Origin of the sequence: Streptomyces sp. NPDC056738 (genome assembly GCF_042790435.1) — a bacterium.
GTDB lineage: Bacteria > Actinomycetota > Actinomycetes > Streptomycetales > Streptomycetaceae > Streptomyces.
In genome coordinates, this window is the sequence record NZ_JBHTZF010000010.1 from 84,123 (window position 1) to 109,583 (window position 25,461).

Annotated in this window: 19 protein-coding genes; 7 read left to right on the plus strand and 12 right to left on the minus strand. The window is 72.5% G+C overall.

Annotation, left to right across the window (positions count from 1 at the left end):
• The first annotated feature begins 250 nt into the window (after window positions 1-250).
• Together ACFRIC_RS25575 and ACFRIC_RS25580 are read left to right on the plus strand one after the other, a co-directional pair.
• Window positions 251-1,186 (plus strand): GNAT family N-acetyltransferase, encoded by a 936-nt coding sequence (locus ACFRIC_RS25575; protein WP_382789821.1) that lies wholly within the window; start codon window positions 251-253, stop codon window positions 1,184-1,186.
• Window positions 1,187-1,366: 180 nt separating this feature from the next.
• On the plus strand, window positions 1,367-2,365 hold the full coding sequence (locus ACFRIC_RS25580; RefSeq protein ID WP_382789824.1) for an MHYT domain-containing protein: 999 nt from the start codon (window positions 1,367-1,369) through the stop codon (window positions 2,363-2,365).
• On the opposite strand, the gene ACFRIC_RS25585 is transcribed toward ACFRIC_RS25580, so the two are convergent.
• The 5 genes from ACFRIC_RS25585 to ACFRIC_RS25605 form a co-directional block, all read right to left on the minus strand.
• Complete coding sequence (locus ACFRIC_RS25585) at window positions 2,346-2,969, minus strand: RBBP9/YdeN family alpha/beta hydrolase (RefSeq protein WP_382789827.1); 624 nt, start codon at window positions 2,967-2,969, stop codon at window positions 2,346-2,348. The genes ACFRIC_RS25580 and ACFRIC_RS25585 overlap by 20 nt on opposite strands.
• Window positions 2,970-3,095: 126 nt before the next feature.
• Window positions 3,096-3,743 (minus strand): GNAT family N-acetyltransferase, encoded by a 648-nt coding sequence (locus tag ACFRIC_RS25590; RefSeq protein ID WP_382789830.1) that lies wholly within the window; start codon window positions 3,741-3,743, stop codon window positions 3,096-3,098.
• A 75-nt stretch (window positions 3,744-3,818) separates the two neighbouring features.
• Window positions 3,819-5,078: a Gfo/Idh/MocA family protein gene (locus ACFRIC_RS25595; protein WP_382789832.1), complete on the minus strand. Its 1,260-nt coding sequence runs from the start codon at window positions 5,076-5,078 to the stop codon at window positions 3,819-3,821.
• A 109-nt stretch (window positions 5,079-5,187) separates the two neighbouring features.
• Entirely contained in the window at window positions 5,188-6,426 is a 1,239-nt protein-coding gene (gene aroA, locus ACFRIC_RS25600; protein WP_382789835.1) for a 3-phosphoshikimate 1-carboxyvinyltransferase, read from the minus strand.
• A gap of 4 nt (window positions 6,427-6,430) precedes the next feature.
• On the minus strand, window positions 6,431-7,336 hold the full coding sequence (locus tag ACFRIC_RS25605) for an EamA family transporter (protein WP_382789838.1): 906 nt from the start codon (window positions 7,334-7,336) through the stop codon (window positions 6,431-6,433).
• Between the two features lie 115 nt (window positions 7,337-7,451).
• On the opposite strand from ACFRIC_RS25605, the gene ACFRIC_RS25610 reads away from it, so the two are divergent.
• Window positions 7,452-8,363 (plus strand): LysR family transcriptional regulator, encoded by a 912-nt coding sequence (locus ACFRIC_RS25610; RefSeq protein WP_382790449.1) that lies wholly within the window; start codon window positions 7,452-7,454, stop codon window positions 8,361-8,363.
• A gap of 134 nt (window positions 8,364-8,497) precedes the next feature.
• Window positions 8,498-10,369 carry a glycoside hydrolase family 3 protein gene (locus tag ACFRIC_RS25615; protein ID WP_382789840.1) on the plus strand — a complete coding sequence of 624 codons (1,872 nt, stop codon included), beginning with the start codon at window positions 8,498-8,500 and terminating at the stop codon, window positions 10,367-10,369.
• 55 nt (window positions 10,370-10,424) lie between these two features.
• Here the strand turns inward: ACFRIC_RS25615 and ACFRIC_RS25620 are convergent, their stop codons facing one another.
• Entirely contained in the window at window positions 10,425-11,888 is a 1,464-nt protein-coding gene (locus tag ACFRIC_RS25620; protein ID WP_382789844.1) for a S28 family serine protease, read from the minus strand.
• A gap of 87 nt (window positions 11,889-11,975) precedes the next feature.
• The gene (locus ACFRIC_RS25625) at window positions 11,976-12,365 is read right to left on the minus strand and encodes a hypothetical protein (protein ID WP_355775025.1); all 390 of its coding nucleotides are present in this window, start codon (window positions 12,363-12,365) and stop codon (window positions 11,976-11,978) included.
• 208 nt (window positions 12,366-12,573) lie between these two features.
• On the opposite strand from ACFRIC_RS25625, the gene ACFRIC_RS25630 reads away from it, so the two are divergent.
• Window positions 12,574-13,050, plus strand: coding sequence for a hypothetical protein (locus ACFRIC_RS25630; protein WP_382789847.1), 477 nt, complete (start codon window positions 12,574-12,576; stop codon window positions 13,048-13,050).
• Here the strand turns inward: ACFRIC_RS25630 and ACFRIC_RS25635 are convergent.
• Together ACFRIC_RS25635 and ACFRIC_RS25640 are read right to left on the minus strand one after the other, a co-directional pair.
• Window positions 13,034-16,762 carry an ABC transporter ATP-binding protein gene (locus ACFRIC_RS25635; RefSeq protein ID WP_382789849.1) on the minus strand — a complete coding sequence of 1,243 codons (3,729 nt, stop codon included), beginning with the start codon at window positions 16,760-16,762 and terminating at the stop codon, window positions 13,034-13,036. The genes ACFRIC_RS25630 and ACFRIC_RS25635 overlap by 17 nt on opposite strands.
• 178 nt (window positions 16,763-16,940) lie before the next feature.
• Complete coding sequence (locus ACFRIC_RS25640; RefSeq protein ID WP_382789852.1) at window positions 16,941-17,864, minus strand: serine hydrolase; 924 nt, start codon at window positions 17,862-17,864, stop codon at window positions 16,941-16,943.
• A 576-nt stretch (window positions 17,865-18,440) separates the two neighbouring features.
• Here ACFRIC_RS25640 and ACFRIC_RS25645 point away from each other — a divergent pair.
• Window positions 18,441-19,244, plus strand: a complete 804-nt coding sequence (locus tag ACFRIC_RS25645; protein ID WP_382789854.1) for an endonuclease I family protein — start codon at window positions 18,441-18,443, stop codon at window positions 19,242-19,244.
• Window positions 19,245-19,326: 82 nt separating this feature from the next.
• On the opposite strand, the gene ACFRIC_RS25650 is transcribed toward ACFRIC_RS25645, so the two are convergent.
• The 3 genes from ACFRIC_RS25650 to ACFRIC_RS25660 form a co-directional block, all read right to left on the minus strand.
• Window positions 19,327-21,012, minus strand: a complete 1,686-nt coding sequence (locus tag ACFRIC_RS25650) for a thiamine pyrophosphate-binding protein (RefSeq protein ID WP_382789856.1) — start codon at window positions 21,010-21,012, stop codon at window positions 19,327-19,329.
• The gene (speB, locus tag ACFRIC_RS25655; protein WP_339129477.1) at window positions 21,009-21,977 is read right to left on the minus strand and encodes an agmatinase; all 969 of its coding nucleotides are present in this window, start codon (window positions 21,975-21,977) and stop codon (window positions 21,009-21,011) included. The genes ACFRIC_RS25650 and speB overlap by 4 nt, the downstream gene beginning before the upstream one ends.
• Window positions 21,978-22,040: 63 nt before the next feature.
• Complete coding sequence (locus tag ACFRIC_RS25660) at window positions 22,041-23,504, minus strand: sodium:solute symporter (RefSeq protein WP_382789859.1); 1,464 nt, start codon at window positions 23,502-23,504, stop codon at window positions 22,041-22,043.
• Window positions 23,505-23,784: 280 nt separating this feature from the next.
• Here ACFRIC_RS25660 and ACFRIC_RS25665 point away from each other — a divergent pair, with 280 nt between their 5' ends.
• Window positions 23,785-25,419, plus strand: coding sequence for a PucR family transcriptional regulator ligand-binding domain-containing protein (locus ACFRIC_RS25665; RefSeq protein WP_382790452.1), 1,635 nt, complete (start codon window positions 23,785-23,787; stop codon window positions 25,417-25,419).
• Window positions 25,420-25,461: the final 42 nt, after the last annotated feature.

Genomic DNA, 25,461 nt, shown 5'->3' on the forward strand with positions numbered 1-25,461 from the left:
GCCCCTACCCTCCCCCAAGGTCTCGGCTTCGCTCGACCAGGGGGGACCCCCATCGCACCTGGGGCTCCGCCCCAGACCCCGCTCCTCAAACGCCGGAGGGGCTGAAACTTGCCCCGCGACCGGCCCGCGACCGGAGGGTAGGCCCGAGGGTCGGACCGGTTCTATGCTCGGGGTGGCGATATCTCTGACTGGGTCAGGTATCCAGGCGGAGCAGGCCGACACCGTGTTCAGCCGACCTCGGGGGCCGATCATGACCGTCCAGGACATCCGCTCCTTCAACCGCTTCTACACGAACGTCATCGGCGCGCTCGACTACGGCCGCCACCTGTACGCGCCGTACACGCTGACCGAGTCCCGCGTCCTGTACGAACTCGCGCACACCCCCCAGGCGGACGCCGCCGACCTGCGGACCGAACTCGCCCTGGACTCCGGCTACCTGAGCCGGATCCTGAACAAGTTCGAGCAGGACGGACTGGTCGAACGCACCCCGTCCGACAAGGATCCGCGGCGCCGCCGGATCACGCTCACCGCACGCGGCCGGGAAGCCGCCGCGCTGCTGGACGAACGGGCCCGCCAGACCGTGGGCACCCTGCTGGCGACCGTGCCACCCGCCGACCGCACCCGCCTCACGGAGGCGATGCGCACGGTACGGACCCTCCTGGGGGACGGACGGGCCACCCCCGGCCCCGAGGACGTCCTCCTGCGCGAACCGGGCCCCGGCGACCTCGGCTGGATCGTCCAGCGCAACGCGGCGCTGTACGCGGCCGAGTACGGCTGGAACGCCGACTACGAGGGCCTGGTCGCGAGGATCGTCGCCGACTTCGCCGAGGACCACGACCCCCACCTGGAACGGGTGTGGATCGCCGAGCTCGACGGCCGGCCCGTCGGCTGCGTGATGTGCGTACGGGACGACGCCCCCGGCACCGCCCGCCTCCGGCTGCTGCTGGTCGAGCCGGAGACGCGGGGCCTCGGCATCGGCGACCGTCTCGTCGGCGCCGTCACCGACTTCGCCCGCGGGGTCGGCTATCACGAGCTCGTCCTGTGGACCAACGACGTCCTGACCGCCGCCCGGCGCGTCTACCAGCGCCACGGCTTCGCCCTGGTCGCCGAGAAGCCGCACCGGTCCTTCGGCGCGGACCTGACCGGCCAGGACTGGCGGCTCGACCTGCGCGCCGGCCGGGAATGAGCCGGACCACCACACCGCGCCCGGGGCCGCACCGTCCGGAGTGCGGACAACCCGTCCGCCCGTTGAACGAAGCCGCATCGCAGAGTTAACTCAAACACCTACCGTACGGAACCGCTCACGCAACCTGGGTGCGGGACCGTACTCCCCCAAGTAACCCGTACCCAGGGGGAGTTGGCATATATGCAAGGCACCGTGGAGGGCTTCGAGTTCGGGGCGGTGACTCCGGCGGCCTCCTATCTCGTCGCCTGTCTGGGCAGCGCCCTGGGGCTGCGCTGCGTCGTCCGGTCCCTGAACAACCGGCAGTCGTGGAAGCCGGGTTGGCTGGCCCTCGGGGCGGCGACCATCGGCTGCGGCATCTGGACCATGCACTTCGTCGCGATGGTCGGCTTCAGGATCCAGGGGATCCCGATCGACTACGACCCCCGTCTCACCTCGCTCAGCCTCGTCGTGGCCATCGTGACGGTGGGCCTCGGCGTCTTCGCCGTGGGATACCGCGGCGCCACCCCCGTCACCCTCACCGCGGCCGGGATCCTCACCGGGCTCGCCGTGGTGGCCACGCACTACATCGGCATGGCCGCGATCGAGCTGAACGGCTCCCTGGACTACGACTCGTTCATGGTGTCGGCCTCCGTGCTGCTCGCGGTCACCGCCGCCACCGCCGCGCTGTGGACGGCCGCCTCCTACCGGGGTTTCACGGCCGCCCTCGGCGCCTGCCTCCTCATGGGCGTCGCCCTGACCGGCACGCACTACACCGCCATGTCCGCCCTCGGCGTGCATCTGCGCGGTGCGACGGACGCGTCCTACGTGTCCGGGCTGTACGGCAACAGCTCACCGGCCTCGATCCTGCTCCCCATGCTCATCGGACCGGTCGTCTTCCTGATCCTGGCCGGAGTGGTCGTGATGTTCGACCCGCAGCTCGTGCTCGGCGACGGGGACTGGAGCCGGTCCTCGCAGCGCCGGCGCCGGGGCACGGTCGTCGTCCCCGAGCGCCCGGCGCACCGCCCGCAGACCGCCTCCCTGTTCGATCCCCGCGACCAGCGGGCGGGCGCCCACGACCAGCGGGCAGGCGTCCACGACGAGCAGGGAGGCGTCCACGACCGCCAAGTGGGCGTCCCCGGACAGCGGCAGGGCCCGCGCGGTCAGCGGGTCGGCCGGCACACTAGCCCGCGCGGGCGGTGAGCGGCGCCGTCCCGTCCAGACACCACTCCAGCACCGCGGGCCAGGGCCCGTACCCCGCGTCCATGCCGAGATGCCCGGCCCCGGGCAGGATCCGGGCCGGTACGCCCAGGGGGTCGCCGTAGACCGTGTCGGCGCCCTCGGGGCAGTACGGGTCGTCGTCGCCCGCGACCAGCAGGGTGGGACAGGGGAGGGTGAAGTCCTTCTCGGTCAGGGTGAATCCGGCGATCTCGGGCAGCCCCGCGAGGACGGAGGCGGACGGCGGGGCGACGAGCAGCACCCGGTCGACGCCCGCGACGCCGGGCAGCCCGCGGGCGGCGGCCCGCAGCCACAGCACGGCCCCCAGGCTGTGGGCGACGACCACGCGCTCGGAGCCGCCCCGGGCGTCCAAGTGGCGGGCCAGCTCGGCCAGCCACACCTCCGGATCCGGGTCGTCGGCGTCCGGGAGCTGCGGATAGACGACGTGCTGCCCCAGCTCTCGGAGCCGCCCGGCGAGCCAGTGCTGCCAGTGGCCCTCCGGGCGGTGGTTCTGCCAGCCGTGCAGGATCAGGAAGGACCGCGGTTCCGGCGCCGGGGCGCCGCCCGCGAGATCGTCGTACGTGCTCATGAGCAGATCGTTTCCGATTCCCGGCTCCCGGGTCCAGGGGCCCGGTGGATCAACCGCGCCTCCGTCGCCCCCACGCCACACCCGGCACACAGGGCCGGGACTCCCCGCGCCCCGGCGAGGGCCCCGCTACCGGGCCGTCGCCCCGCCCGCCGCGGACGACGCCCCCGCCACCCGCGCGGTCAGCCGGTCGCGGCACTCGGGCCACTCGGCCGCCGTCACGGAGAAGACCGCGGAGTCGCGCAGCAGGCCTTCCTCGCCGGGCGCCCAGGAGCGGGACCAGTTGCGCAGGACCCCCTCCAGGCGGGCGCCGGTGCTCGCGATCGCCGCGCGGGAGCGGGCGTTGCGGGCGTCGGTCTTCAGGTCGACGCGTGCCACACCCCACTCCTCGAAGGCGTGCCGGAAGAGGAGGAGCTTGGACTCGGCGTTCAGGCCGGTGCCCTGGGCGGAGGCGGCGAGCCAGGTGAAGCCGACCTCGACGGCGTCCAGCCGGTCGTCCGACCGCCAGCACCGCGGCTCCCAGTACGAGGTGGCGCCGACCGCCCGTCCGGAGGCGAGGGAGATCTGCGCGTAGGGCGCCAGCCTGCCCGTCGCGGCGCGGGCGAGCTGCGCGTCGACGTAGTCCCCGACCTCGTCGGCCCGGGGCACCCAGGTGAACGCGTACGAGTCCCGGCGTTCCTCGGCCGCCTCGGCGAGGTCGGCCGCGTGCCGGTGGCCGAGCGGCTCCAGCCGTACCAGCGTGCCTTCGAGGACCGGCCCCTCCAACTGGAAACCCAACGCCCCGCGTCCCTTCGCCGATCCGGTCGTGTCCGCTGCGATTCCTACGCGGTGCGGGCGGCCCGTGTCCAGCGGTTATACGGCCTCGACGGTGCCCGCGCGGCGGGCACGTTCGGCGGCCAGCACGGTGAGATGGCTGGTGAGGGACTCCCGGGGACCGGACTTCACGAGGCCGGGGTTCCCGGTGGCGACGGCGGCGACGAACGCGTCCATCAGGGCGGCGTCGCCCCCGCCGTGGCCGCCCGCCGCGTCCATGGCGCCCGGGGCGGCGAGGTCGACGGCCTCCTCGGTCCGGGTCAGGAAGTCGTAGACGCTCAGGCTCCCGCCGTCGCCGCGCAGTTCGCCGCGGGTCCCGAAGATCCGGGTCCGGCGGTCGGCCTGTTCGGTGAAGGCGGTCATGGTGAAGGTGGCGGTGGCCCCGGAGGCGAACTCCATCGAGACCACCTGGTGGTCGACCACGTCGTTGTCGCAGGCGTACACGCACCGCCCGTACGGGCCCTCGCGCAGGGCGGTCTCCAGGGCCTCGGGGGTGTAGTCGTCGAGGAGCACGCTCAGCGGCCAGTGGTGTTCGCCGCGGGCGAGCCGGTCGCCGTACTCGCGCCGGGCGGAGTAGGGGCAGGTCTGCTCCACCGCGCAGTCGAGGCAGCGGTCGGCCGCGCCCTCGGGCCTGTTCTCGGGCCGGAAGTGGGAGAGGCGTCCGAAACTGGAGACACGGACCGGGGGTTGGCCGAGGACGTACTGCAACCAGTCGATGTCGTGGCAGGACTTGGCCATCAGCATGGACGTGGCCCGGTCCGTGCGGCCCCAGTTGCCGCGGACGAAGGAGTGGGCCTGGTGCCAGAAGCCGACGGGCTCCAGGTGCTGGACGTTGATCACGTCCCCGAGACGGCCGGAGTCCACGACCTCCTTCACGGCGCGGGTGTACCGGGTGTAGCGCAGGACGTGTCCGACCGCGAGGATCACACCGGCCTTCTCCACCGCGTCGACGATGCGCCGGCACTCGTCCTCGGTGAGGGCCATCGGCTTCTCCAGCAGGATGTGATAGCCGAGGGCGGCGAACTCCAGGACGGGTTCGAGGTGTTCGCGGTCGAGGGTGCAGACCAGTACCGCGTCCGCGATCCGGCCGCGGGCGGCGAGCACGCGCCAGTCGTCCACGGCGGCGTCCGGTTCGAGTCCGTGGGCGGCCGCGAACCGCTCGCGCCGGGTCCGGCGGGGTTCGGCGACGGCCACCACCTCGGCCCGCCCGGGGTGGTCCAGGGCCCAGCGCGCGTGACCGGTCCCCCGGTCCCCGGCGCCGACGACGGCGAGTGTGACAACGGAGGCACCGGAGGACATCTGTTCACCGCTTCCCGGTCGGGTCTCAGGCGCTGTCGGCGCCGTCCGTCGCGAAGCTAGCCGCCCCGGATCTTCCCGACAAGACGCGGGCGCCGGTCGCCGGTCCCGCTCAGCCGCCGGTCCCGGTGGCGGCCCAGGCTCCGAACACCTCGTGGAAGGCGGGGAAGGTCTTGCGGACGCAGCCGGGGTCGTCGAAGGTCATGCCGGGGGCGCGCAGCGACGTGACCGCGAAGGCCATGACGATGCGGTGGTCGCCGTACGTCCTGATCTCGGTGGCTGCGGGGACGCCCGGGTGGATCTCGATCCAGTCGGGGCCGGTCTCCACCCGGACGCCGAGTGCCCGGAGGTTCTCCGCGCAGGCCTCCAGGCGGTCGCACTCCTTGACCCGGGTGTTGGCGACGTCCTCGATGCGGACCGGTCCCGAGGCGAAGGGCGCGATCGCGGCGAGGGTCGGCATGGTGTCGGAGATGTCCCGCATGTTGACGGTGAGGCCGCGCAGTTCGCCGGTGCCGCGCACGGTGGTGCGGTCGGGGCCGGTCTCCACGTACGCGCCCATCCGGCGCAGGACGTCCACGAAGGCGAGGTCGCCCTGGAGCGCCTGCGCGCCGAGGCCATGGACGGTGACCTCGCGGCCGGTCAGGGCGGCCGCGGCGAAGAAGTAGCTCGCGGTGGAGGCGTCGGGTTCGACGGGGTAGGTGGTGGCCCGGTAGCCGCCGGGCGCCACCTCGAAGACGTCGCCGTCCACCGTCACCTGCGCCCCGAACGCCCGCATCATCGCGAGGGTGATGCCGACGTAGGGGGCGGAGACCAGGTCGGTGACCTCGATGCGCAGGCCGGTGCGGGTCAGCGGGCCAAGCAGGAGCAGGGCGGTGAGGTACTGGGAGGACTGGCCCGCGTCGAGGGTGACCGTGCCGCCCTCCACCCCGGAGGCCGAGATGGTCAGCGGATGGTGGCCGTCCGCCTCCTCGTGCCGCAGGTCCACGCCCAGGTCCCGCAACGCCTGGGACAGGGGGCCGAGGGGGCGGCGGCGCATCTGTGCGCTGGCGTCGAAGCGGTAGGTGCCGTGTCCGGCGGCGGCCAGGGTCGGCAGGAAGCGGGCCGTGGTGGCGCCGTCCCGGCAGTACACGTCGGCCCGTTCCGCCGCCGGACCCTGCGGGCGGCCGTCGATGTGCCAGCTCTCCGGGGTCCGGCCGACGCGGTAGCCGAGCCGGCTCAGGCCCTCCGCGAAGCCCTCGGTGTCGTCCGAGCGCAGCGGGCGGACGAGGCGGGTGACCCCGTCGGCCGCCGCTGCGAGGAAGAGCGCGCGGGCGGTGATGGACTTGGAACCGGGGATGTCGACGACGGCCATGGGGTCATGCTGGCGCCCCGGCCCGTTCCGGCGCCGGAGCGTCCGCCGACTGGACCGCGCGTGGCGTCCGTGAGGTGAGCGCCACCCCGCCGACCAGCAGGGCCGCCGCCGCCCACCGCAGCGGGCCGATCGACTCGTGCAGGAAGAGGGCGGCCGAGGACATGCCGAAGACCGGGACGAGCAGGGAGAAGGGCGCGACGGTGGACGCGGGGTGCCGGTGCAGCAGCCAGCCCCAGGCGCCGAAGCCGAAGACGGTCGTGATCCAGGCGACGTAGACGACGACTCCGATGCCCTGGACGTCCAGGGCGCCGAGCGCGTCGAGGTCGCGGGAGGGGCCCTCGGTGAGCAGGGACAGGCCGAGCAGCGGCAGGACGGGGACCGTGCTCACCCACACCATGAAGTTCAGCGGGTCGGGCGGGGAGGCTTTGCGGGTGAGGACGTTGGACAGTCCCCAGCAGGCCGCCGCCGCGACGACCAGGGCGAAGGCGCCGAGGGGGCCGGCCGTGCCCTCGTCGACGGCGGCCAGGCCCACTCCGGCGAGGGCCACGGCCATGCCGGCGAGCCGGACGCGGGTGGGGCGTTCGCCGAGGAAGGCGGAGGCGAGGACGGCGGTGAAGACCGCCTGGATCTGCAGCACGAGGGAGGACAGTCCGGCGGGCATCCCGGCGTCCATGCCGATGAACAGCAGTCCGAACTTCGCCACGCCGAGGACGAGTCCCACCGCCACGATCCACTTCCACGCCACCTTGGGGCGGCCCACGAAGAACACGGCGGGCAGGGCCGCCACGAGGAAGCGCAGGGCCGAGAAGAGGAGTGGCGGGAAGTGGTCGAGTCCGACCTCGATGACGGTGAAGTTCACGCCCCAGACGGCGGCGACGAGGACGGCGAGGCTGATGTGTGCGGGTCGCATGCGTCGAGCATCGGACGCAACGACCGTGTAGCACCAGCGCGAATGTCTGCATGGATGGATGAAGCAACGCTTACGTAAACTGGCGGGGAGCGACATCGCGGACCGGGAGGCCTCCATGCTCGATCTCCAGCGCCTGCGGGCCCTTCACGCCGTCTCGGTGCACGGTACGGTTGGCGCCGCCGCGGCCGCGCTCGGCTACACGCCCTCGGCCGTGTCCCAGCAGATCGCGAAGCTGGAGCGGGAGACGAGGACCGTCCTGCTGGAGCGGCGCGGACGCGGTGTCCGGCTCACCGAGCAGGCCGAACAACTCGCTTCTACCGCGCAGGAGTTGCTGGCGATCGTGGAGCGCGCGGAGACCGAACTGGAGGAACGCCGGGGGCTGCCTGCGGGGCGTCTGACGGTGGCCGCGTTCGCCTCGGCGGCCCGCGGTCTGCTGCCCGCGGTGCTGGCCGACCTGGCCGCCCGGCATCCGGCCCTGGACACCCGGCTGACGGAGATCGACCCGCATCTGTCCGTCGACCTGGTCGCCCGGGGCGCGGTCGACCTGGCCGTCGCGCACGACTGGGACATCTCCCCGCTGCCCGCCCCGCCGGGGGTGGAGCAGGCGGTGATCGGCGACGACCTGTGCGATCTGCTCGTGCCCGCCGGGCATCCCTTCGCCGGGCGGGCCTCCGTGCGGCGCGAGGACCTGGCCGGCCAGCGGTGGATCTGCCAGCCGCCGGGGCGGGTCTGCCACGACTGGCTGGTGCGCACCCTGCGCGCGGCGGGCAGCGAGCCGGACATCGTCCACCAGGCCGAGGAGAACCCGACCCTCATCGCCCTCGTCGCCGCCGGTCTCGGCGTCGCCCTCATCCCGCGCCTCGGCCGCGGTCCCCTGCCCGAGGGGGTGGTGGAGGTGTCGCTCGACCCGCTGCCGGTCCGCCGGCTGTACGCGCTGTGGCGCGCGGGGGCGGCGCGCCGGCCGGCGATCGCCGAGACGGTCCGCACGCTCCAGGCGCACTGGCCCTCGGTGGCGGACCGCGGCTGAACGGCCCCCACGTCCCGCTGCGCCACCCGCCCGGGTCCGACGACCCGCCCGTACTGCGCACACCCTTGACTGGAAGAAACTTCCCGGATAATCGTGACCCCTCGGAAGTTTCCTTCACGAGGGAAGGAGCGCTTGTGCGCGACTCCAGCACGGGAAGCACCGCAAGACCGTCCGGGCCGGCCGGACCGGACAGACCGTCAAGGCCCTCCCGGCGCACGGTTCTCGCCGTCACGGCGGGCGTCACCGCCGCGCTGGCCGCCGGCACCCCCGCCGCCCACGCGGCACAGGCCCGCCCGGGCTCCGACAAGGCCCTGCGCGCCCTGATCTCCCGTATGACACTGGAGGAGAAGGTCGGCCAGCTCTTCGTCATGCGGGTGTACGGCCATTCGGCCACCGCGCCCGACCAGGCCGACATCGACGCCAACCTCAAGGAGATCGGCGTCCGCACGGCCGCCGAGCTGATCGCCAAGTACCGCGTCGGCGGCATCATCTACTTCGCCTGGGCGCACAACACCCGCGATCCGCACCAGATCGCCGCCCTGTCGAACGGGATCCAGCGCGCCTCGCTGGAACTGCCGCGCGGGCTGCCGCTGTTGATCTCGACGGACCAGGAACACGGGATAGTGGCCCGGGTGGGCAAGCCCGCGACGCTGTTCCCGGGCGCCATGGCGCTGGGCGCGGGCGGTTCGCGGTCCGACGCGCGCACGGTGGGCCGGATCAGCGGTGCCGAGCTGCGCGCGATCGGCATCAACCAGGACTACTCCCCCGACGCCGACGTGAACGTCAACCCGGCCAACCCGGTGATCGGCGTGCGCTCCTTCGGCGCCGATCCGGACGCGGTCGCGGGCCTGGTGGCGGCCGAGGTGAAGGGGTACCAGAGCTCGGGGGTCGCGGCGACGGCCAAGCACTTCCCCGGCCACGGCGACACCGCCGTGGACAGCCACTTCGGCTTCCCCGTCATCACCCACAGCCGCGAACTGTGGTCGGAGCTCGACGCGGTGCCCTTCCGGGCGGCGATCCGGGCCGGCATCGACTCCATCATGACCGCGCACATCATGGTCCCCGCGCTCGACCCGGCCGGCGACCCCGCCACCCTCTCCCACCCGATCCTCACCGGCATCCTGCGCGGCGAACTCGGCTACGACGGCGTCGTGGTGACGGACTCGCTGGGCATGGAGGGCGTGCGCACGAAGTACGGCGACGACCGCGTCCCCGTCCTCGCGCTCAAGGCCGGTGTCGACCAGCTCCTCAACCCGCCGGACCTGAACGTCGCGTGGAACGCGGTGCTGAACGCCGTGCGCGGCGGTGAGCTGACCGAGGCCCGGCTCGACGAATCGATCCTGCGCATCCTGCGGCTCAAGGCGAAGCACGGGGTGCTGAGCGACCCGTACGTCCGTGACGCGGCCGTGGACCGGGTGGTCGGCGTCCCGGAGCACCTCAGGGCGGCCGACCGGATCGCCGAGCGCACCACCACCCTGCTGGTCAACGAGGAGGGGCTGCTCCCGCTGTCCCGGCTGCGCACCCCGAGGGTGCTGGTGGTGGGCGCCGATCCGGCCTCGCCGTCGCTGTCCGACGGTCCGCCCACCACCGTCATGGCCGCCGCGCTGACGGGACTGGGCTTCACGGCGACGGCCCTGTCCACGGGCACGGCCCCGTCGGCGGCCACGATCGCCAAGGCCGTCACGGCGGCGGCCGACGCGGACCTGGTGGTCGCCCTGACGTACAACCTCACGGCGACCGGGGCCCAGAAGACCCTGGTCGACCGGCTGGTCGCCACGGGTGTGCCGGTGACGGCCGTCGCGATCCGCAACCCGTACGACATCGCCCAGATCCCGGGCGTCGGCGCCTGCCTGGCCTCGTACTCCTGGACCGATGTCGAAGTGCGCGCCGCCGCCCGGGTGATCGCCGGCCGGGTGGAGCCGCGCGGCGCCCTGCCGGTGCCGGTGCAACGGGCGGACGACCCGGCGCAGGTGCTGTACCCGATCGGGTACGGGCTGAGGTACTAGCGCCGCGCGGCCGCGCCCGCCCCCGTGCGCAGGGGCGGGCGCGGCCGTGTTCCGGTCACGGGCGCAGGGTCATGTCCCGTTCGGTGTCGCGGCGGTCCAGCTTCGCGTCGAACCGCGCGAGCGGCCGGGCCGCCGAGGGGTCCGCCTGGACCGTCGTGGAGGCGACGCCCGCCCAGTCGAGGATGCGGGCGGTGGCCAGCGCCTTCTCGTCGGCGACGAGCCCGGCGACGTTGGCACCGTGGTTCAGGCCCGGGGCCGTGAAGACGTACGCGTCGCGCGCCGTGGATCCGAGACGGAACCGCTCGGCGCCCCACGGGTCGTTCTGGCCGTAGACGAACAGCATGTGGTGCGCGTTCCTGCGGACCCAGCCGTCCACGTCACGCATCGCCGACGGCCGGAACTTCATCGGGATGGAGCGCGGCACGAAGGTGCGCGGGGCCTGGTAGCCGTAGCGGACGTACTTCTTCTCGATGTACGGGAAGTGGATGGTGGGCGCGCCCAGTTGGGTGCCCGCCTGGTAGTAGTACGGGGTGTACGGCTCCAGGCCCTGGTCGGTGTAGAACGAGAACCCGGAGATGGTGTCGACGGAGTTCCAGATGTCGTCGTCGCTCGCGTGCGCGGCGTCCGCGGGGATCGTGTCGCAGTCCTTGAGCAGGCTGTACTGCCAGAAGCCCCACACGTAGTCGAGCACGACCGCCTCGTACGCCTTGTCGAGGCTGCCGACCGTGGTGAAGGTGTAGCCGTTGTCGGCGGCGTACTGGGCGTACTTCTTCTCCAGCGGCTCGCGGCGCACCAGGGCCTCGCGCTGCACGGCGTTCAGCCGGTCGCGGCACTCCTTGGTGCCGACCTGCCGGAAGAAGCGGTCGTACGCCGAGTCCTCGTCGTTCACGACGTCGTTGGGCGCGACGTAGGCGACGACGCCGTCCATGTCGCGCGGGTAGAAGCGCTCGTAGTACGTGGCGGTCATGCCGCCCTTCGAGCCGCCGGTGGAGATCCACTTCTTGTCGTAGACCGGCTTCAGCGCCTCGAAGATGCGGTGCTGGTCGCTCGCCGCCTGCCAGATGTCGAGCTTGGACCAGTCGGCCGGTTCGGGCCGGGACGGCGTGAAGTAGCGGTACTCCATGGAGACCTGGTTGCCGTCCACGATCTGGGTCGGCTCGCGCCGGCTGGGCGTGGTCGAGACGTTGTAGCCGCCGGTGTAGAAGACCGTCGGGCGCGAGGTGTCCTTGTGCAGCACGGTGATCCGCTGCTGGAACGTGCCCTTGGACGGGTGCCGGTGGTCGATGGGCTGGGTGTAGTTCAGGACGAAGAACCGGTAGCCGGTGTACGGCTTCTCCTGGACGAGGCTCATGCCCGGGATCGCGAGCAGCCGGTCCAGGATGTCCTTGCCGTCGTCCGCCGTGCTGGTTGCCGCCGTGGTGCCGTGGGCCTCGGACCGGACGGCGGTGGCCGTCCCGGCCGTGCTCAGCGTGCCGATGAGCACCGTGAGCACGAGCAGCCCTCTGAGCGCCTTGCGCATGCACCCTCCCCTGGGAATACGCGATTGTCCGCCGGAACCTAACGGAGCAACTCCCGTGACACCAGGGGGTCTTGGGTCATACGTGCATCAGCACAGGATCCAGCCGGAGCTCACCGAGCCCGAGCCGACCGAGCCCTTGATCCGGACGCAGCGGTGACCCGCGTACAGGGTCACCGGGCCCGCGTGATGCGCGAAGTGTCCGGAGTCCACCACCGGCCGGCCGCCGCGCGCCTGCACGCTGACGGACATCCGTTTGCGCGAGCCCCGCGCCTCGGGGAAGGTCACGGCGCACACATAGCCGCTGCGCTTGTACACCTGCACGGAGCCGGTCGTGAACGGCAGGGTGCGGACCTTGCGGCCCGAGCAGGAGGAGGAGGCCGCCTGGGCGCTGCCCGCGCTCATGAAGGCGAGCAGTCCGCCCGCGGTCAGCACGGCCAGGCCGAGCGCCAGCCGTCGCCGTATCGCACCACTGTCCACTGTCGTCCCTCCCGCAGCAATCAGCGTACTGGTGTACGGACGCAGGACGTACGGCGGATGGTTGCGTACCGCTACGAACTCACCGGCCGCGCATGCCACCTTGCGAGGTTTTTGCCTTCTTTGGATACAACGGTGCCTGTTTCTCCCGAGTCCAACTCACGGGTCCGCTTCTCGGGCCCGACTCATGAGGAAACGAAGGCGGTTCACCATGTCCGGTACCAAGTCCTCCCTCACCACCGGCCGCGCGGTCGTCGCCGCGGCCCTGCTGATCGCCGCCGGCGCCTCGGTGCCGGCCGTCGCGAGTTCCACCGCGGCACCGCCCGCCCGCAGCGGGAGCAACGGTCCCGCCTACGACCGCGTGGCCGACTTCTACGGCGCCTACATCGACGCCGTGACCGACGGGGACTCCGGCACCCTGAGCACCCGGCTGCGGTCCTTCTACCTGACCCCGGCGCTGCGCACCCAGCTCACCGGCTGGGAGCACCGGCAGCACGCGGACGGGGTGCTGCGCGCCCAGGACGTGCCGAGCGCCTGGAAGGTGACGGCGGGCGACAGCGGCGCCGGGCACACCTGGTCGACGGTCCGGCTCACCTGGGGCTCCGCCGCGCACCCGACGTACACCTATCTGACGGTGCAGTCGGACCTGGCGACGAAGAAGATCTCCGGCATCAAGCCGAGGAGCTGACCGGCTCCTCGGGCTCGGGAGCGCCCACGAAGGTCCGCCACAGCGCGGCGTAGCGGCCGTCCAGGCGGAGCAGTTCCTCGTGGGTGCCGTCCTCGGCGACCCGGCCGTGGTCCATCACGACGACCCGGTCGGCGCGGGCCGCCGTCGTCAGCCGGTGGGCGACCACCAGCGTCGTACGGCGGCCCGCCAGCCGGTCGGTCGCCTGGTTGACCAGGGCCTCGGTCGCCAGGTCGAGCGCCGCCGTGGCCTCGTCGAGCAGCAGCACGTCCGGGTCGACCAGCTCGGCGCGGGCCAGCGCGATGAGCTGGCGCTGGCCGGCGGAGAGGTTGCGGCCGCGCTCGGCGACCTCGTGGAGGTAGCCGCCGTCCAGGGTGGCGATCATGTCGTGCGCCCCGACCGCGCGGGCGGCGGCCTCCACCTCGGCGTCACCGGCGCCGGGACGGCCGTAGGCGATGGCGTCGCGGACGGTGCCCTGGAAGAGGTAGGCCTCCTGGGGCACGACGCCGAGCCGGTGCCGGTAGGCGGTGATGTCCAGATCGCGCACGTCCATGCCGTCGACCGTCACCCGCCCGGACGTCGGGTCGTAGAACCGGGCGACCAGTTTCACGAGCGTCGACTTGCCCGCGCCGGTCTCGCCGACGAAGGCGACGGTCTGCCCGGCGGGGATGCGCAGGGACACCGCGCTGAGCGCCTCCTCGGCGTCGTCCGCGCCGCCGTAGGCGAAGCCGACGTCCTCGAAGGCGATCTCGCCGCGCAGCGAGGGCACGTCCAGCGGCGCGTCGGCGGACTTGGTCGAGGTCGGCTCCCGGAGCAGCTCCTGGATGCGGCCCAGCGACACGGTGGCCTGCTGGTAGCCGTCGAACACCTGCGAGAGCTGCTGCACGGGCGCGAAGAACAGGTCGATGTACAGGAGGTAGGCGACCAGCGCGCCGGTGGTGAGCGTGCCGGAGTCGATCCGGTGGGCGCCCACGATCAGCACGGCCGCCGCCGCCCCCGAGGCCAGGAGCTGGACGAAGGGGAAGTACACGGAGATGAGCCACTGGCCGCGGATGCGCGCCCTGCGGTAGCTGTCGCTGCCCTCCGCGAAGCGCCGCCCGCTCGCGCCCTCGCGCCGGAACGCCTGGAGGATCCGCAGCCCGGACACCGACTCCTGGAGATCGGCGTTCACGACGGACACCCGCTCGCGGGCCAGTTCGTACGCCTTCACGCTCGCCCGGCGGAAGAAGAACGTGCCGACGACCAGCGGCGGCAGCGTCACGAAGACGACCAGCGCGAGCTGTACGTCGATCACGAGCAGCGCGGCCATGATGCCGAAGAAGGTGACGACGGAGACGAACGCGGTGACCAGCCCGGTCTGCAGGAACGTGGACAGGGCGTCGACGTCGGTCGTCATCCGGGTCATGATCCGGCCGGTGAGCTCGCGCTCGTAGTAGTCGAGTCCGAGGCGCTGGAGCTGCGCGAAGATCTTCAGACGCAGGCTGTACAGGACCCGCTCGCCGGTGCGGCCGGTCTTGCGGGTCTCGCCGATCTGCGCGGCCCACTGGACGAGCACCGTGATCAGCGCGAGCGCGGCGGCGGCCCAGACCGCGCCGAGCGCGAGCCGGGTGACGCCCTGGTCGATGCCGTGCCGGATCAGGATGGGCAGCAGCAGCGTCATGACCGCGTCGACGGCGACCAGGGCGAGGCTGACGAGCAGCGGGGCGCCGAAGCCGCGCAGCAGCCGGCGCAGTCCGTAGGAGTCCTCGGGCGTGACCGCGCGGACCTCGTCGACGTCCGGCACGTCGGTGGCCGGGGGCAGCGCCTCGACCTGGGCGAGCAGTCCGGGGGTGGCGGGCATGCCTTCGAGCGCGTTGTCGCGGGGCTCGCGGTCGCCGGTCCACAGGTGCGGTGTGACGCCGCGCTCGGCGTCGAACTCGGCGTCCAGCTCCTCGCGTACGGAGCTGTCCTCCCGCGGCGCGGCCGGCAGGGCGTGGCCCGGGGAGACCCCGCCCAGCTCGTCCGGGTCGGTGAGCAGCCGCCGGTAGAGCGCCGAGCGTGACTGGAGCTCGTCGTGGGTGCCGATGTCGGCGAGCCGGCCGCCGTCCAGGACGGCGATGCGGTCGGCGAGGTTGAGGGTGGAGCGGCGGTGGGCGATCAGCAGGGTCGTGCGGCCCCGCATGACCTGGCCGAGCGCCTCGTGGATCTCGTGCTCGACCTGGGCGTCCACGGCGGAGGTGGCGTCGTCGAGGACGAGCAGCCGCGGGTCGGTGAGGATGGCGCGGGCGAGCGCGACGCGCTGGCGCTGGCCGCCGGAGAGGGTGAGGCCGTGCTCGCCGACCTTGGTGTCGTAGCCGGCGGGCAGCTCGGCGATGAAGCGGTGCGCCTGGGCGGCGCGGGCGGCGGTCTCTATCTCGTCCTGGGTGGCGTCGGGGCGGCCGTAGGCGATGTTGGCGCGCACGGTGTCGGAGAAGAGGAAGGAGTCCTCGGGGACGAGCCCGATCGCGGCGCGCAGGGACTCGGTGGTGAGCTCGCGAACGTCGTGCCCGCCGATGAGGACGGCGCCGTGCGTCACGTCGTAGAAGCGGGGCAGCAGCAGCGAGACGGTCGACTTGCCGGAGCCGGAGGAGCCGACGACGGCGAGGGTCTCGCCGGGCCGGATCTCGAAGCTCAGCCCGTCCAGGACGGGCCGGTCCGGGGTGTAGCCGAAGGACACGTCGTCGAACTCGACGGTGGCGGGCGCGTCCGCGGGCAGGGTCTTGGTGCCGTCCTTGATCGACGGCTGGGTGTCGATGAGCTCCAGCACGCGCTCGGCGCCGGCGCGGGCCTGCTGTCCGACGGTCAGCACGACGGCCAGCATCCGCACCGGTCCGACGAGCTGCGCGAGGTAGGTGGAGAACGCCACGAACGTGCCGAGCGTGATCTCGCCGCGCACGGCGAGCCAGCCGCCGAGCGCGAGCATCGCGACCTGGCCGAGGGCGGGCACGGCCTGGAGGGCCGGGGTGTACTTGGCGTTGAGGCGGATGGTCCGCAGCCGGCCCGCGAAGAGCCGCCGGCCGACCTCGCGCAGTTTGCCGGTCTCCTGATCCTCCTGGCCGAAGCCCTTCACCACGCGGACGCCGCTGACGGCGCCGTCCACGACACCGGCCACGGCGGCGGCCTGCGCCTGCGCGTACCAGGTGGCGGGGTGCAGCCGGGAGCGGCTGCGCTTGGCGACGAACCACAGGGCCGGGGCGACGGCCAGCGCGACCAGGGTGAGCGGCAGGGACAGCGCGGCCATGATCCCGAGGGAGATCAGGAAGAGCAGGACGTTCCCGATGGTCATCGGGAGCATGAACAGCAGGCCCTGGATGAGCTGGAGGTCGCTGGTCGCGCGGCCCACGACCTGTCCGGTGGACAGCTCGTCCTGACGCCGCCCGTCCAGCCGGGTGATCGTCTCGTACATGTCGGTCCGCAGGTCGTGCTGGACGTCGAGCGCGAGCCGGCCGCCGTAGTAGCGGCGGACGAAGGTGAGGGCGTAGACGAGGACGGCGGCGCCGAGCAGCGCGCCCGCCCAGGGGGCCATGCCCCGGCTGTGGTCGCCGATGACGTCGTCGATGATCACCTTGGTGATCAGCGGGACCACCGCCATCAGGGCCATGCCGCCCAGGGAGGACCCGAGTGCGAGCACCACGTCCTTCGGGTACCGCCAGGCGTACCCGGCGAGCCGCCGCGCCCATCCCCGTTCCGTCGCCACTCCGGCACCTTCCGTAGATCTCACTCCGCCGGAAGGGACCAACACCGAGCGAAGCGGATTTCATCCCTCCGCAACAATCGTCCGCCCGCCGGGCCGGTGGCCGGGCGGGCGGACGACGGAGTTCGAAAGGCAGTACGAAAGGGCGTGCGAGGTGCCGACGCGGGCTCCCCGGCCCCGGTCAGCCCGCCGGGACGGCCGGGAAGGCCTCCGTCGGCTGCGAGGTCGGCGTGAACCGCTGGGGGGCGACGCTGGTCGGCACGAGGTCCTTGTGGATGACCTTGGCGACGGCCTGGATGGTGGCGACGCCGTAGTCCATGGTGCTGCTGCCGACGGTGAGCACCGACATCATGTAGTCACGGCCGCCGCCGTTGAACGTGCCGAGGCTGTGCACCCGCCAGGCGTTCGAGGAGCGCGAGAGCCAGCCGTTCTTGACGTGCACGGCGACCGTCGAGGGCGCCCCGGCCGGCGTCCCCCAGCGCTGCGAGGAGACGACCTGACCCATGAGCTTCAGGATGTACGCGCGCGAGTTGTCGCTCAGCACCGTGTTCTTGGCGGTGACGAGCTTGAGCAGCTTCTGCTCGTCGGTGACGTTGATCTGGGTCAGACCCCAGTAGCCGCCGGTGCCGGGCGTGGTCTTCGTCATCCCGGCCGCGGTCAGGAAGCCCTTGATCTTCGTCAGACCGAGCTGGTTCCACAGCTTGGTCGTCGAGGCGTTGTCCGACTGGGTGATCATCTTGGTGGCGAGCGAGGTCTCGGTGCTCGTCAGATAGCGGTTGTGCTTCTTCGCGTCCCACAGCAGCGTGGCGAGGACGGTGACCTTCACCGTGCTGGCCGAGTCGAACGAGGTGGTGGCGCGGAGCGTGCAGGTGGTGTTGGTGGAGCGGTCGTACAGTCCGACCGCGACGGTGCCCCTGCGGTTCGCGAGCGCCGCGGTGATGTCCGTCTGCAGCTTGGCGGCCAGACCGGCCTTGCTCGACGTACAGCTGACCGTCGGCGCCGGCGCGGCACCGGCCGGGGCCGCGGCGATCGCGATCGGCACGATCACCGCGGCACCGAGGCTCGTTGCGAGCACACGGGCAGCCCGGGATATCCGGTGAGTCATGGAGGCTTCCCATCCCCTTGAAGCGATACGGAGCGCGCCAAGGGCGCGCTCGCATCGAAGACTCACGGGGGCACCCGATAGTTGTACAGATGTTCCGGGCACGGAAGTTCGGGACCGGTTGGCTGAACATCTCGGACATCTCGGATAGTTCAGGGTGAAAGGCGCCTCGGGCCCGGCAGGCTCTGCGGGCACTGCGGGCACTGCGGGCACTGCGGGCACTGCGGGCACTGCGGGCACTGCGGGCCCCGCAGGCACCGCACACGCCGGGGAGCACGCGCCGCAGGCACCACCGACACCGCGAGGGGCAGGCGCGGCCGACACCGCGGGCACCCGGGCGACGCACGGCAGCCGTCCCTCCGAAGCGGCCGGGCCGGCGGGTCGTCCTGGCGTGACGGCCCGGCGACCCCCGACCGATTCGGCCGGAGGCCACCCGTTCCGTCATGTCCCGCGAAGAACAACCGAGTTGTTGAATCCCGACACAGAACCAACACGCCCCCTTAACCTCCTGAACCTCATGTCCATGTCACCCTCCCGGTTATCCGCTCCATTCAACCCGCGTAGAACGGACACCCCACGATGCCCGCCACGCAGATACGCCGCTGGAAGACCCTGGCGGTGACCACCTCCGCCGTCCTCGTCGGGATCACCCTTCCGACGATGACCGCGACCCCCGCGAGCGCCACCACGACCGCGTACGACAGCACGTACTACAAGAACGCGATCGGAAAGTCCGGCACGAGCCTGAAGTCCTCGCTGCACACCATCATCAGCAGCCAGACCAAGATCTCGTACTCCGCGGTCTGGAACGCGCTGATGGCCACCGACCAGGACCCGAACAACAGCAACAACGTGATCCTGCTGTACAGCGGTGTGTCCCGGGCCAAGTCCCTCAACGGCGGCGACGTCGGCGACTGGAACCGCGAGCACACCTGGGCCAAGTCGCACGGCGACTTCGGCGAGGTGACCGGTCCCGGCACCGACCTGCATCATCTGCGTCCGGCGGACGTCCAGGTCAACAGCATCCGCGGCAACCTGGACTTCGACAACGGCGGCAGCGCGGTCACCAACGGCGGCGGCAGCAAGGTGGACTCCGACTCCTTCGAGCCGCGCGACGCGGACAAGGGCGACGTGGCCCGCATGATCCTCTACATGGCGGTCCGCTACGAGGGCGACGACGGCTTCGCGAACCTGGAGCCCGACGAGAAGGTCAACAACGGCAGCACCCCGTACATCGGCAAGCTCTCCGTGCTCAAGGCGTGGAACGAGGCGGACCCGCCCAGCGCCTTCGAGGAGAAGCGCAACCAGGTCATCTACGACTCCTACCAGCACAACCGCAACCCGTTCATCGACCACCCGGAGTGGGTCGAGGCGATCTGGTAGACGGGCGGTCACGCGAGGCCCCCGGGGCCCCTTCCGCACGGAAGGGGTCCCGGGTGACGCTCGTCCCCGGCGAGGCCGGCCCTCAGTCCAGGTGGGTCGGCGCGAACATCCGCAGCAGGGCCGGCAGGACGACCACCGAGGGGCCCGGCGTGGCCAGCGCCTTGGCCAGGTCCTCCTCCAGCGTCCCGGGAGTCGTCAGGACGCCCGGGACGCCGAAGGACTCGGCGAGGGCCACGTAGTCCGGGCGGGACAGCTCCGTCGCCGTGGCCTGGCCGAAGGCGTCGGTCATGTACTCGCGCAGGATGCCGTAGCCGCCGTCGTCGACGATCAGCCAGGTGACGTCCAGGCCGTACTGCCGGGCCGCGGCGAGTTCGGCGATCGAGTAGAGCGCGCCGCCGTCGCCGGACACCGCGAGGACCGGGCGGGAGGGATCGGCCGCCGCCGCGCCGAGGGCGGCGGGGAAGCCGTAGCCGAGGCCGCCCGCGCCCTGCGCGGAGTGCATGGTGTTGCTCCCGCGCGGGTCGAAGGCCGACCACGCCCAGTACGCCAGGATCGTCATGTCCCAGAAGGACGGCGAGCCGGCCGGCAGGGCCCGGCGGACGGCCGCCAGCACGTCCTGTTCCAGGGTGAGTTCCTGGGCGGCGATGCGTTCCGCCACCCGGGCGAGGACCGTGCGCACGCGCTCGGCCGCCGACGGGTCGGGGCGCTCCTCCACCGTCTCCAGGAGCGCGGACAGCGCGAGGCGCGCGTCCGCGTGGATGCCGATCGCCGGGTGGTTGGACTCCAGCTTGCCGAGGTCGGCCTCGATCTGGATCACCCGGCCGCGGGGCTTGAACGTGTGGTAGTTCGAGGACAGTTCACCGAGACCGGACCCGACGACCAGCAGGACGTCCGCGTCCTCCAGGAAGTCGGTGGTGTGCCGGTCCTCCAGCCAGGACTGGAGCGAGAGCGGGTGGGTCCAGGGGAAGGCGCCCTTGCCGCCGAAGGTGGTGACGACCGGCGCGTCCAGCTTCTCCGCGAGCGCCCTCAGCTTGCCGGACGCGTCGGACCGGACGACACCGCCGCCCGCGATGATCGCGGGGCGGGCCGCCGAGGACAGCAAGTGGGCCGCGAGCGCGGTCAGTTCGGGGCGGGGGACGACGTCCTCGGGGGTCGCGTCCATCGCCGTGACCTGCGGCAGGTGGGTCTCCGCGAGCAGGACGTCCTGCGGGATCTCCACCCACACCGGCCCGTGCGGGGCGGTCAGCGCCGACTCCCAGGCCGCCGCGATGGCGGAGGGGATCTGCGACTGCGTACGGACCGTGTGGACGGACTTGACGACACCCCTGAACGACGCCTGCTGGTCGGGGAGTTCGTGGAGGTAGCCGTGCCGGCCGCCGCCGAGTCCCGCGGTCGGGATCTGGCTGCTGATGGCGAGGACCGGGGCCGAGGCGGCCCTGGCCTCCTGGAGCGCGGCGAGCGAGGTCAGCGCCCCGGGGCCGGTGGAGAGCAGCAGCGGGGCCGCCTCACCGGTGATCCGGCCGTAGGCGTCCGCCGCGAATCCGGCGTTGTTCTCGACGCGCAGACCGATGTAGCGGAGCGAGGAACGGCGCAGCGCGTCGAACATGCCGAGCGCGTGCTGGCCCGGCAGTCCGAAGACGGTCGTCGCGCCGAGACCGGAGAGGGTCTCCACGACCAGGTCTCCGCCGTTGCGGCCGGGGGGCGGGTTGAGCGCGGCCTCCGTCTGCGCCGCCGTCGGACGGAGAACCAGGTCGTGGTCGTGGGTCACTTGCTCCGGGCCTCCGCGATCTGGCGGGACATGATGGTGGTCAGTTCGTACGCGGTGTGGGACGCGGCCACCGCGGTGATCTCGGCGTGGTCGTAGGCCGGGGCGACCTCGACGACGTCGGCCGAGACCAGGTTGCAGGACGACAGTCCGCGCAGGATCTCCAGGAGCTCGCGGGAGGTCATGCCGCCCGCCTCCGGGGTGCCGGTGCCGGGCGCGTGCGCCGGGTCGAGGCAGTCGATGTCGATGGAGATGTAGAGCGGGCGGTTCCCGATGCGCTGGCGGAGCTGGTCGGCGACCTCGTCGGCGCCGCGGCGGTAGATGTCCGCCGAGGTGACGATGCCGAAGCCCATCTTCTCGTCGTCGGTGAGGTCCTGCTTGCCGTACAGCGGGCCGCGGGTGCCGACGTGGGAGAGGGCCGAGGTGTCGAGGATGCCCTCCTCGACGGCGCGGCGGAACGGGGTGCCGTGGGTGTACTCGGCGCCGAAGTAGGTGTCCCAGGTGTCGAGGTGCGCGTCGAAGTGGAGCAGGGCGACCGGGCCGTGCTTCTTGGCGACCGAGCGCAGCAGGGGGAGCGCGATGGTGTGGTCGCCGCCGAGGGTCATCAGGCGGGCGCCGGTGCCGAGCAGTTCGTCGGCGGCGGCCTCCACCGTCTCCACGGCCTCGTTGATGTTGAACGGGTTCGCCGCGATGTCACCGGCGTCCGCGACCTGCGCGAGGGCGAACGGGGAGGCGTCCTGCGCCGGGTTGTAGGGCCGCAGCAGCCGGGACGCCTCGCGGATCGCGTTGCCGCCGAAGCGGGCGCCCGGCCGGTACGAGACGCCGGAGTCGAACGGCACACCGACGACGGCGACGTCGGCGGTGCCGACCTCGTCGAGGCGCGGCAGCCGGGCGAAGGTCGCGGGACCGGCGTACCGCGGGACGCGGGAGGAATCGACGGGACCGCGGGGCGTCTCGTTGCTGCTCATGGGGTTTTGCCTTCTTTCCTACGCTTCGTCGCGTATGTACAACTAAGTACAAGTAACACGACTCTACTGGTGAACCGGGACCGGCTCGGACAGGGGTTCGGCGTCACGGCCGGCGAGCCGCTCCCGCCAAGTGGCCAGTACCGCGGCGTCGGTCGCCGGGGTGGCCAGCGAGACGATCACGTAGGCGGCCAGGGAGAGGAGCAGTCCGTAGTAGACGGGCTCGTTCGCGAGGATGCCGTACGTGGCCATCAGGCCGATGACCGCGACGCCGCCGACGACGACGGAGGCGAGCGCTCCGTGGACCGTGCCGCGCTTCCACAGCAGTCCGCCGAGGATCGGGACGAGCAGACCGCCGACGAGCAGGTTGTAGGCGACGGTCAGCGCCTCGACGACGTTGTTGAGCGCGATCGCCGTGCAGATCACGGCGATGCCCATGACCAGGATGAAGGCGCGGTTGCCCTTGACCTCGTCGTGCTCCTCGCCCGCGTCGCGCTTCACGGCGCCGCGCAGCCGGGACCAGATGTCGTTGTTGGCGACGGTGGCGCAGGCGATCAGGGCGCCGGAGGAGGTGGACATCACGGCGGCGAGGGCCGCGGCGAGGACAAGTCCGCGCACGCCGACCGGGAGTTCGTCCTTGACGATGGTCGCGAAGGCGGTGTCGGCGCTGGGCAGCTTCGGGTACATGACCTTGGCGGCGGTGCCGATGACGGCGCCGGCGAGGGCGTAGACCAGGCAGTAGGTGCCGGCCACGGTGCCGCCCCACTTGGCGGTGCGGTCGTTGCGCGCGGTGAAGACGCGCTGCCAGATGTCCTGCCCGATCAGCATGCCGAACGTGTAGATCAGCACATAGGTGAAGATCGTCTCGCCGCCGATGCCCAGCGGGTCGAAGTACTCGGTGGGCAGCTTGGCCTTCATCGCGGAGAAGCCGCCCGCCTTGACCACCGCGATGGGCAGCAGCAGGAGCAGCACGCCGATCGTCTTGACGACGAACTGCACCATGTCGGTGAGCGTGATCGACCACATGCCGCCGAGCGTCGAGTACGCGACGACGATCGAGCCGCCCAGGATGATCGCGAGCGTCCGGTTCATGTCGAAGAGGACGTCGAAGATCGTGGCGTACGCGATGGTCGAGGTGACCGCGAGCATCAGGGTGTACGCCCACATGACGACGCCGGATATGAGGCCGGCCCGGCCGCCGTAGCGCAGGTCGAGCATCTCGGAGACGGTGTAGACCTTGAGGCGCGCGATGCGGGCGGAGAAGAAGACGGACAGGGCCAGCAGGCCGAGGCCGATGGTGAAGACCATCCAGGCGCCCGAGAGGCCGTACTGGTAGCCGAGGCCGACGCCGCCGATGGTGGACGCGCCGCCCAGGACGATCGCGGCCATGGTGCCGGAGTACATGACGGGCCCGAGCCGTCGTCCGGCGACGAGGAAGTCGCTCTTGGACTTGGCGCGGCGCATGCCCCACCAGCCCATGGCCAGCATGCCGGCCAGATAGACGACGATCACTGTGTAGTCGACGGCCATGGGTCTCCTCCAGGTGCTCGGTGGCGTGTCGTGCGGGGGTGTGGGGGACGAGCCGGCGACTGATCACGGGGACATACGCCCGTACCCGTGACTGCCGGTCGGGACCGACCTTAGGTGGCCGGAATGCGGCTGCGAAGTGTACGTTTCATCCATTCGAACCGAACGGGATGGAGGAATCGTCCATCCTGATCCGCCGGGACGGCGCGACCGTCCGTCCCGGTCCGAACGGGATGGAGGAACCGTCCTCGTGCCGGACCCGTCGACGCCGTCCGTCCCCGCCGTGTCCGCCCCGGCCGTGCCGCCCACCCCTCCCGTACCGCTGTCGGCGCTCCTGGCCCGCGAGGACCTGGGCCTGCGCCTGATCGCCGGGCCCGCGGAGCCCGACACGGTGATCCACTGGGCGCACACCTCGGAGATGGCCGACCCCTACCCGTACCTGCTGGGCGGCGAGCTGCTGCTGACGGCGGGGGTCCACGTGCCCTCGGCGGCCGCTCCCGGCGAAGGCCCTTCCGGCGCGGACGCTCCCGGCCCGGTCGAGTACTTCGACGGCTATGTCTCCCGGATCGTCGCGGCGGGCGGCGCGGCCCTCGGGTTCGGTCTCGCGCCGGTCCACGACACGGTCCCGCCCGCCCTCGTCGCGGCCTGCGACACCCACGGGCTCCCCCTGCTGGAGGTCCCGCCCCGGACGACGTTCTCCGGGGTCGCCCGCGCGGTGTGGCAGCTCATGGCCCAGGCCCGGCTGGCCGAGCTGCGCCGGGTGACCGAGGCCCAGCAGAGCCTGGCGGCCGCCGCGGCCCGCCCCGATCCGGTCCCGGCGGTCCTGCGGCAGCTCGCCCGGCGGGTGAACGGCTGGGCGGCGCTGTACGGCCCGGAGGGCACGGAACTGGCCCACGCCGGAACCGTCCCACCGCCCGGCCCGGTCCCGCCGCCCGGCCCTCCGAAGGCGCCCCGCCCCGGCCCGGCGGCTCCCGCCCCCTCGGACGGCGGGGCGTCCCCCGAGGACGTGCTCGGCGAGCTCGCCGGTGTGGTGCGGCCCCGTGAGGCCCAGGGGCCCGCCCCGTCCTCGGCCACCGACACCGTGGGCGGGGTCCACCTCACGGCCTACGCCCTCGGCAGCGGCCAGGGCTTCGTCCTGGGCGTCGCCGCACCGCGCCGCGACCCCGGCGACCACACGATCGCCTCCGTCGCGTCCGTACTGCTCTCCCTGCTCACCGGGGAGCACCAGAGCGCGAGCGCCGCCGGGCGGTCGGCGGCACTGGTGCGGCTGCTGCTCGGGGCGGCGCCCGAGGCCGTGGCACCGCTGCTCGGCGGGGAGCGGTGGGTGGTCGTGCACGCCCGTCCCGCCGGGGACGGCCCCGCCCCGGACACCGTCGCGGCGTCCGCGCTCGCGGCCGCGCTGGGCTCCGCCCTGGTGGACGTGGACGGCGACGTCGTCCGCGTCCTGGTCCCCGGCGACCGCGCGCCCGCCGCGCAGCCGGGCTGGGTCTGCGGGGTCAGCGCTCCGGCGGGCCCGCACGGATGGGCGGGCGCCGACACCCAGGCGGCCCGCGCGCTGGCCCGCGCCCGCGCCACCCGGGCGGACCTGGTCCGGCACGGCGACCGTCCCGCGCTCGCCGACCTCGTCCCCCCGGCGGACGCCGAGGCCCACGCCCAGACCCTCCTGGCCCCCGTCGCCGGGACTCCCGCCCTGACCGAGACCCTGCGCACCTGGCTCTCCCTGCACGGCAGTTGGGACCGCACGGCCATCGCCCTGTCAGTCCACCGCAACACCGTCCGCCAACGCATCGCCCGCTGCGCCGCGTTGCTGGACACGGACCTCGACGACCCGGACGTACGCATGGAGTTGTGGTTCGCGCTGCGGGAGGAGGGGACCCGGGGCGGCGGGAGCGGCGCGGCGGCCCGTACACACGAGTGACGCATGTCCCAGCGACCGGGACGGCCGCGCCCCGTGGCCGGG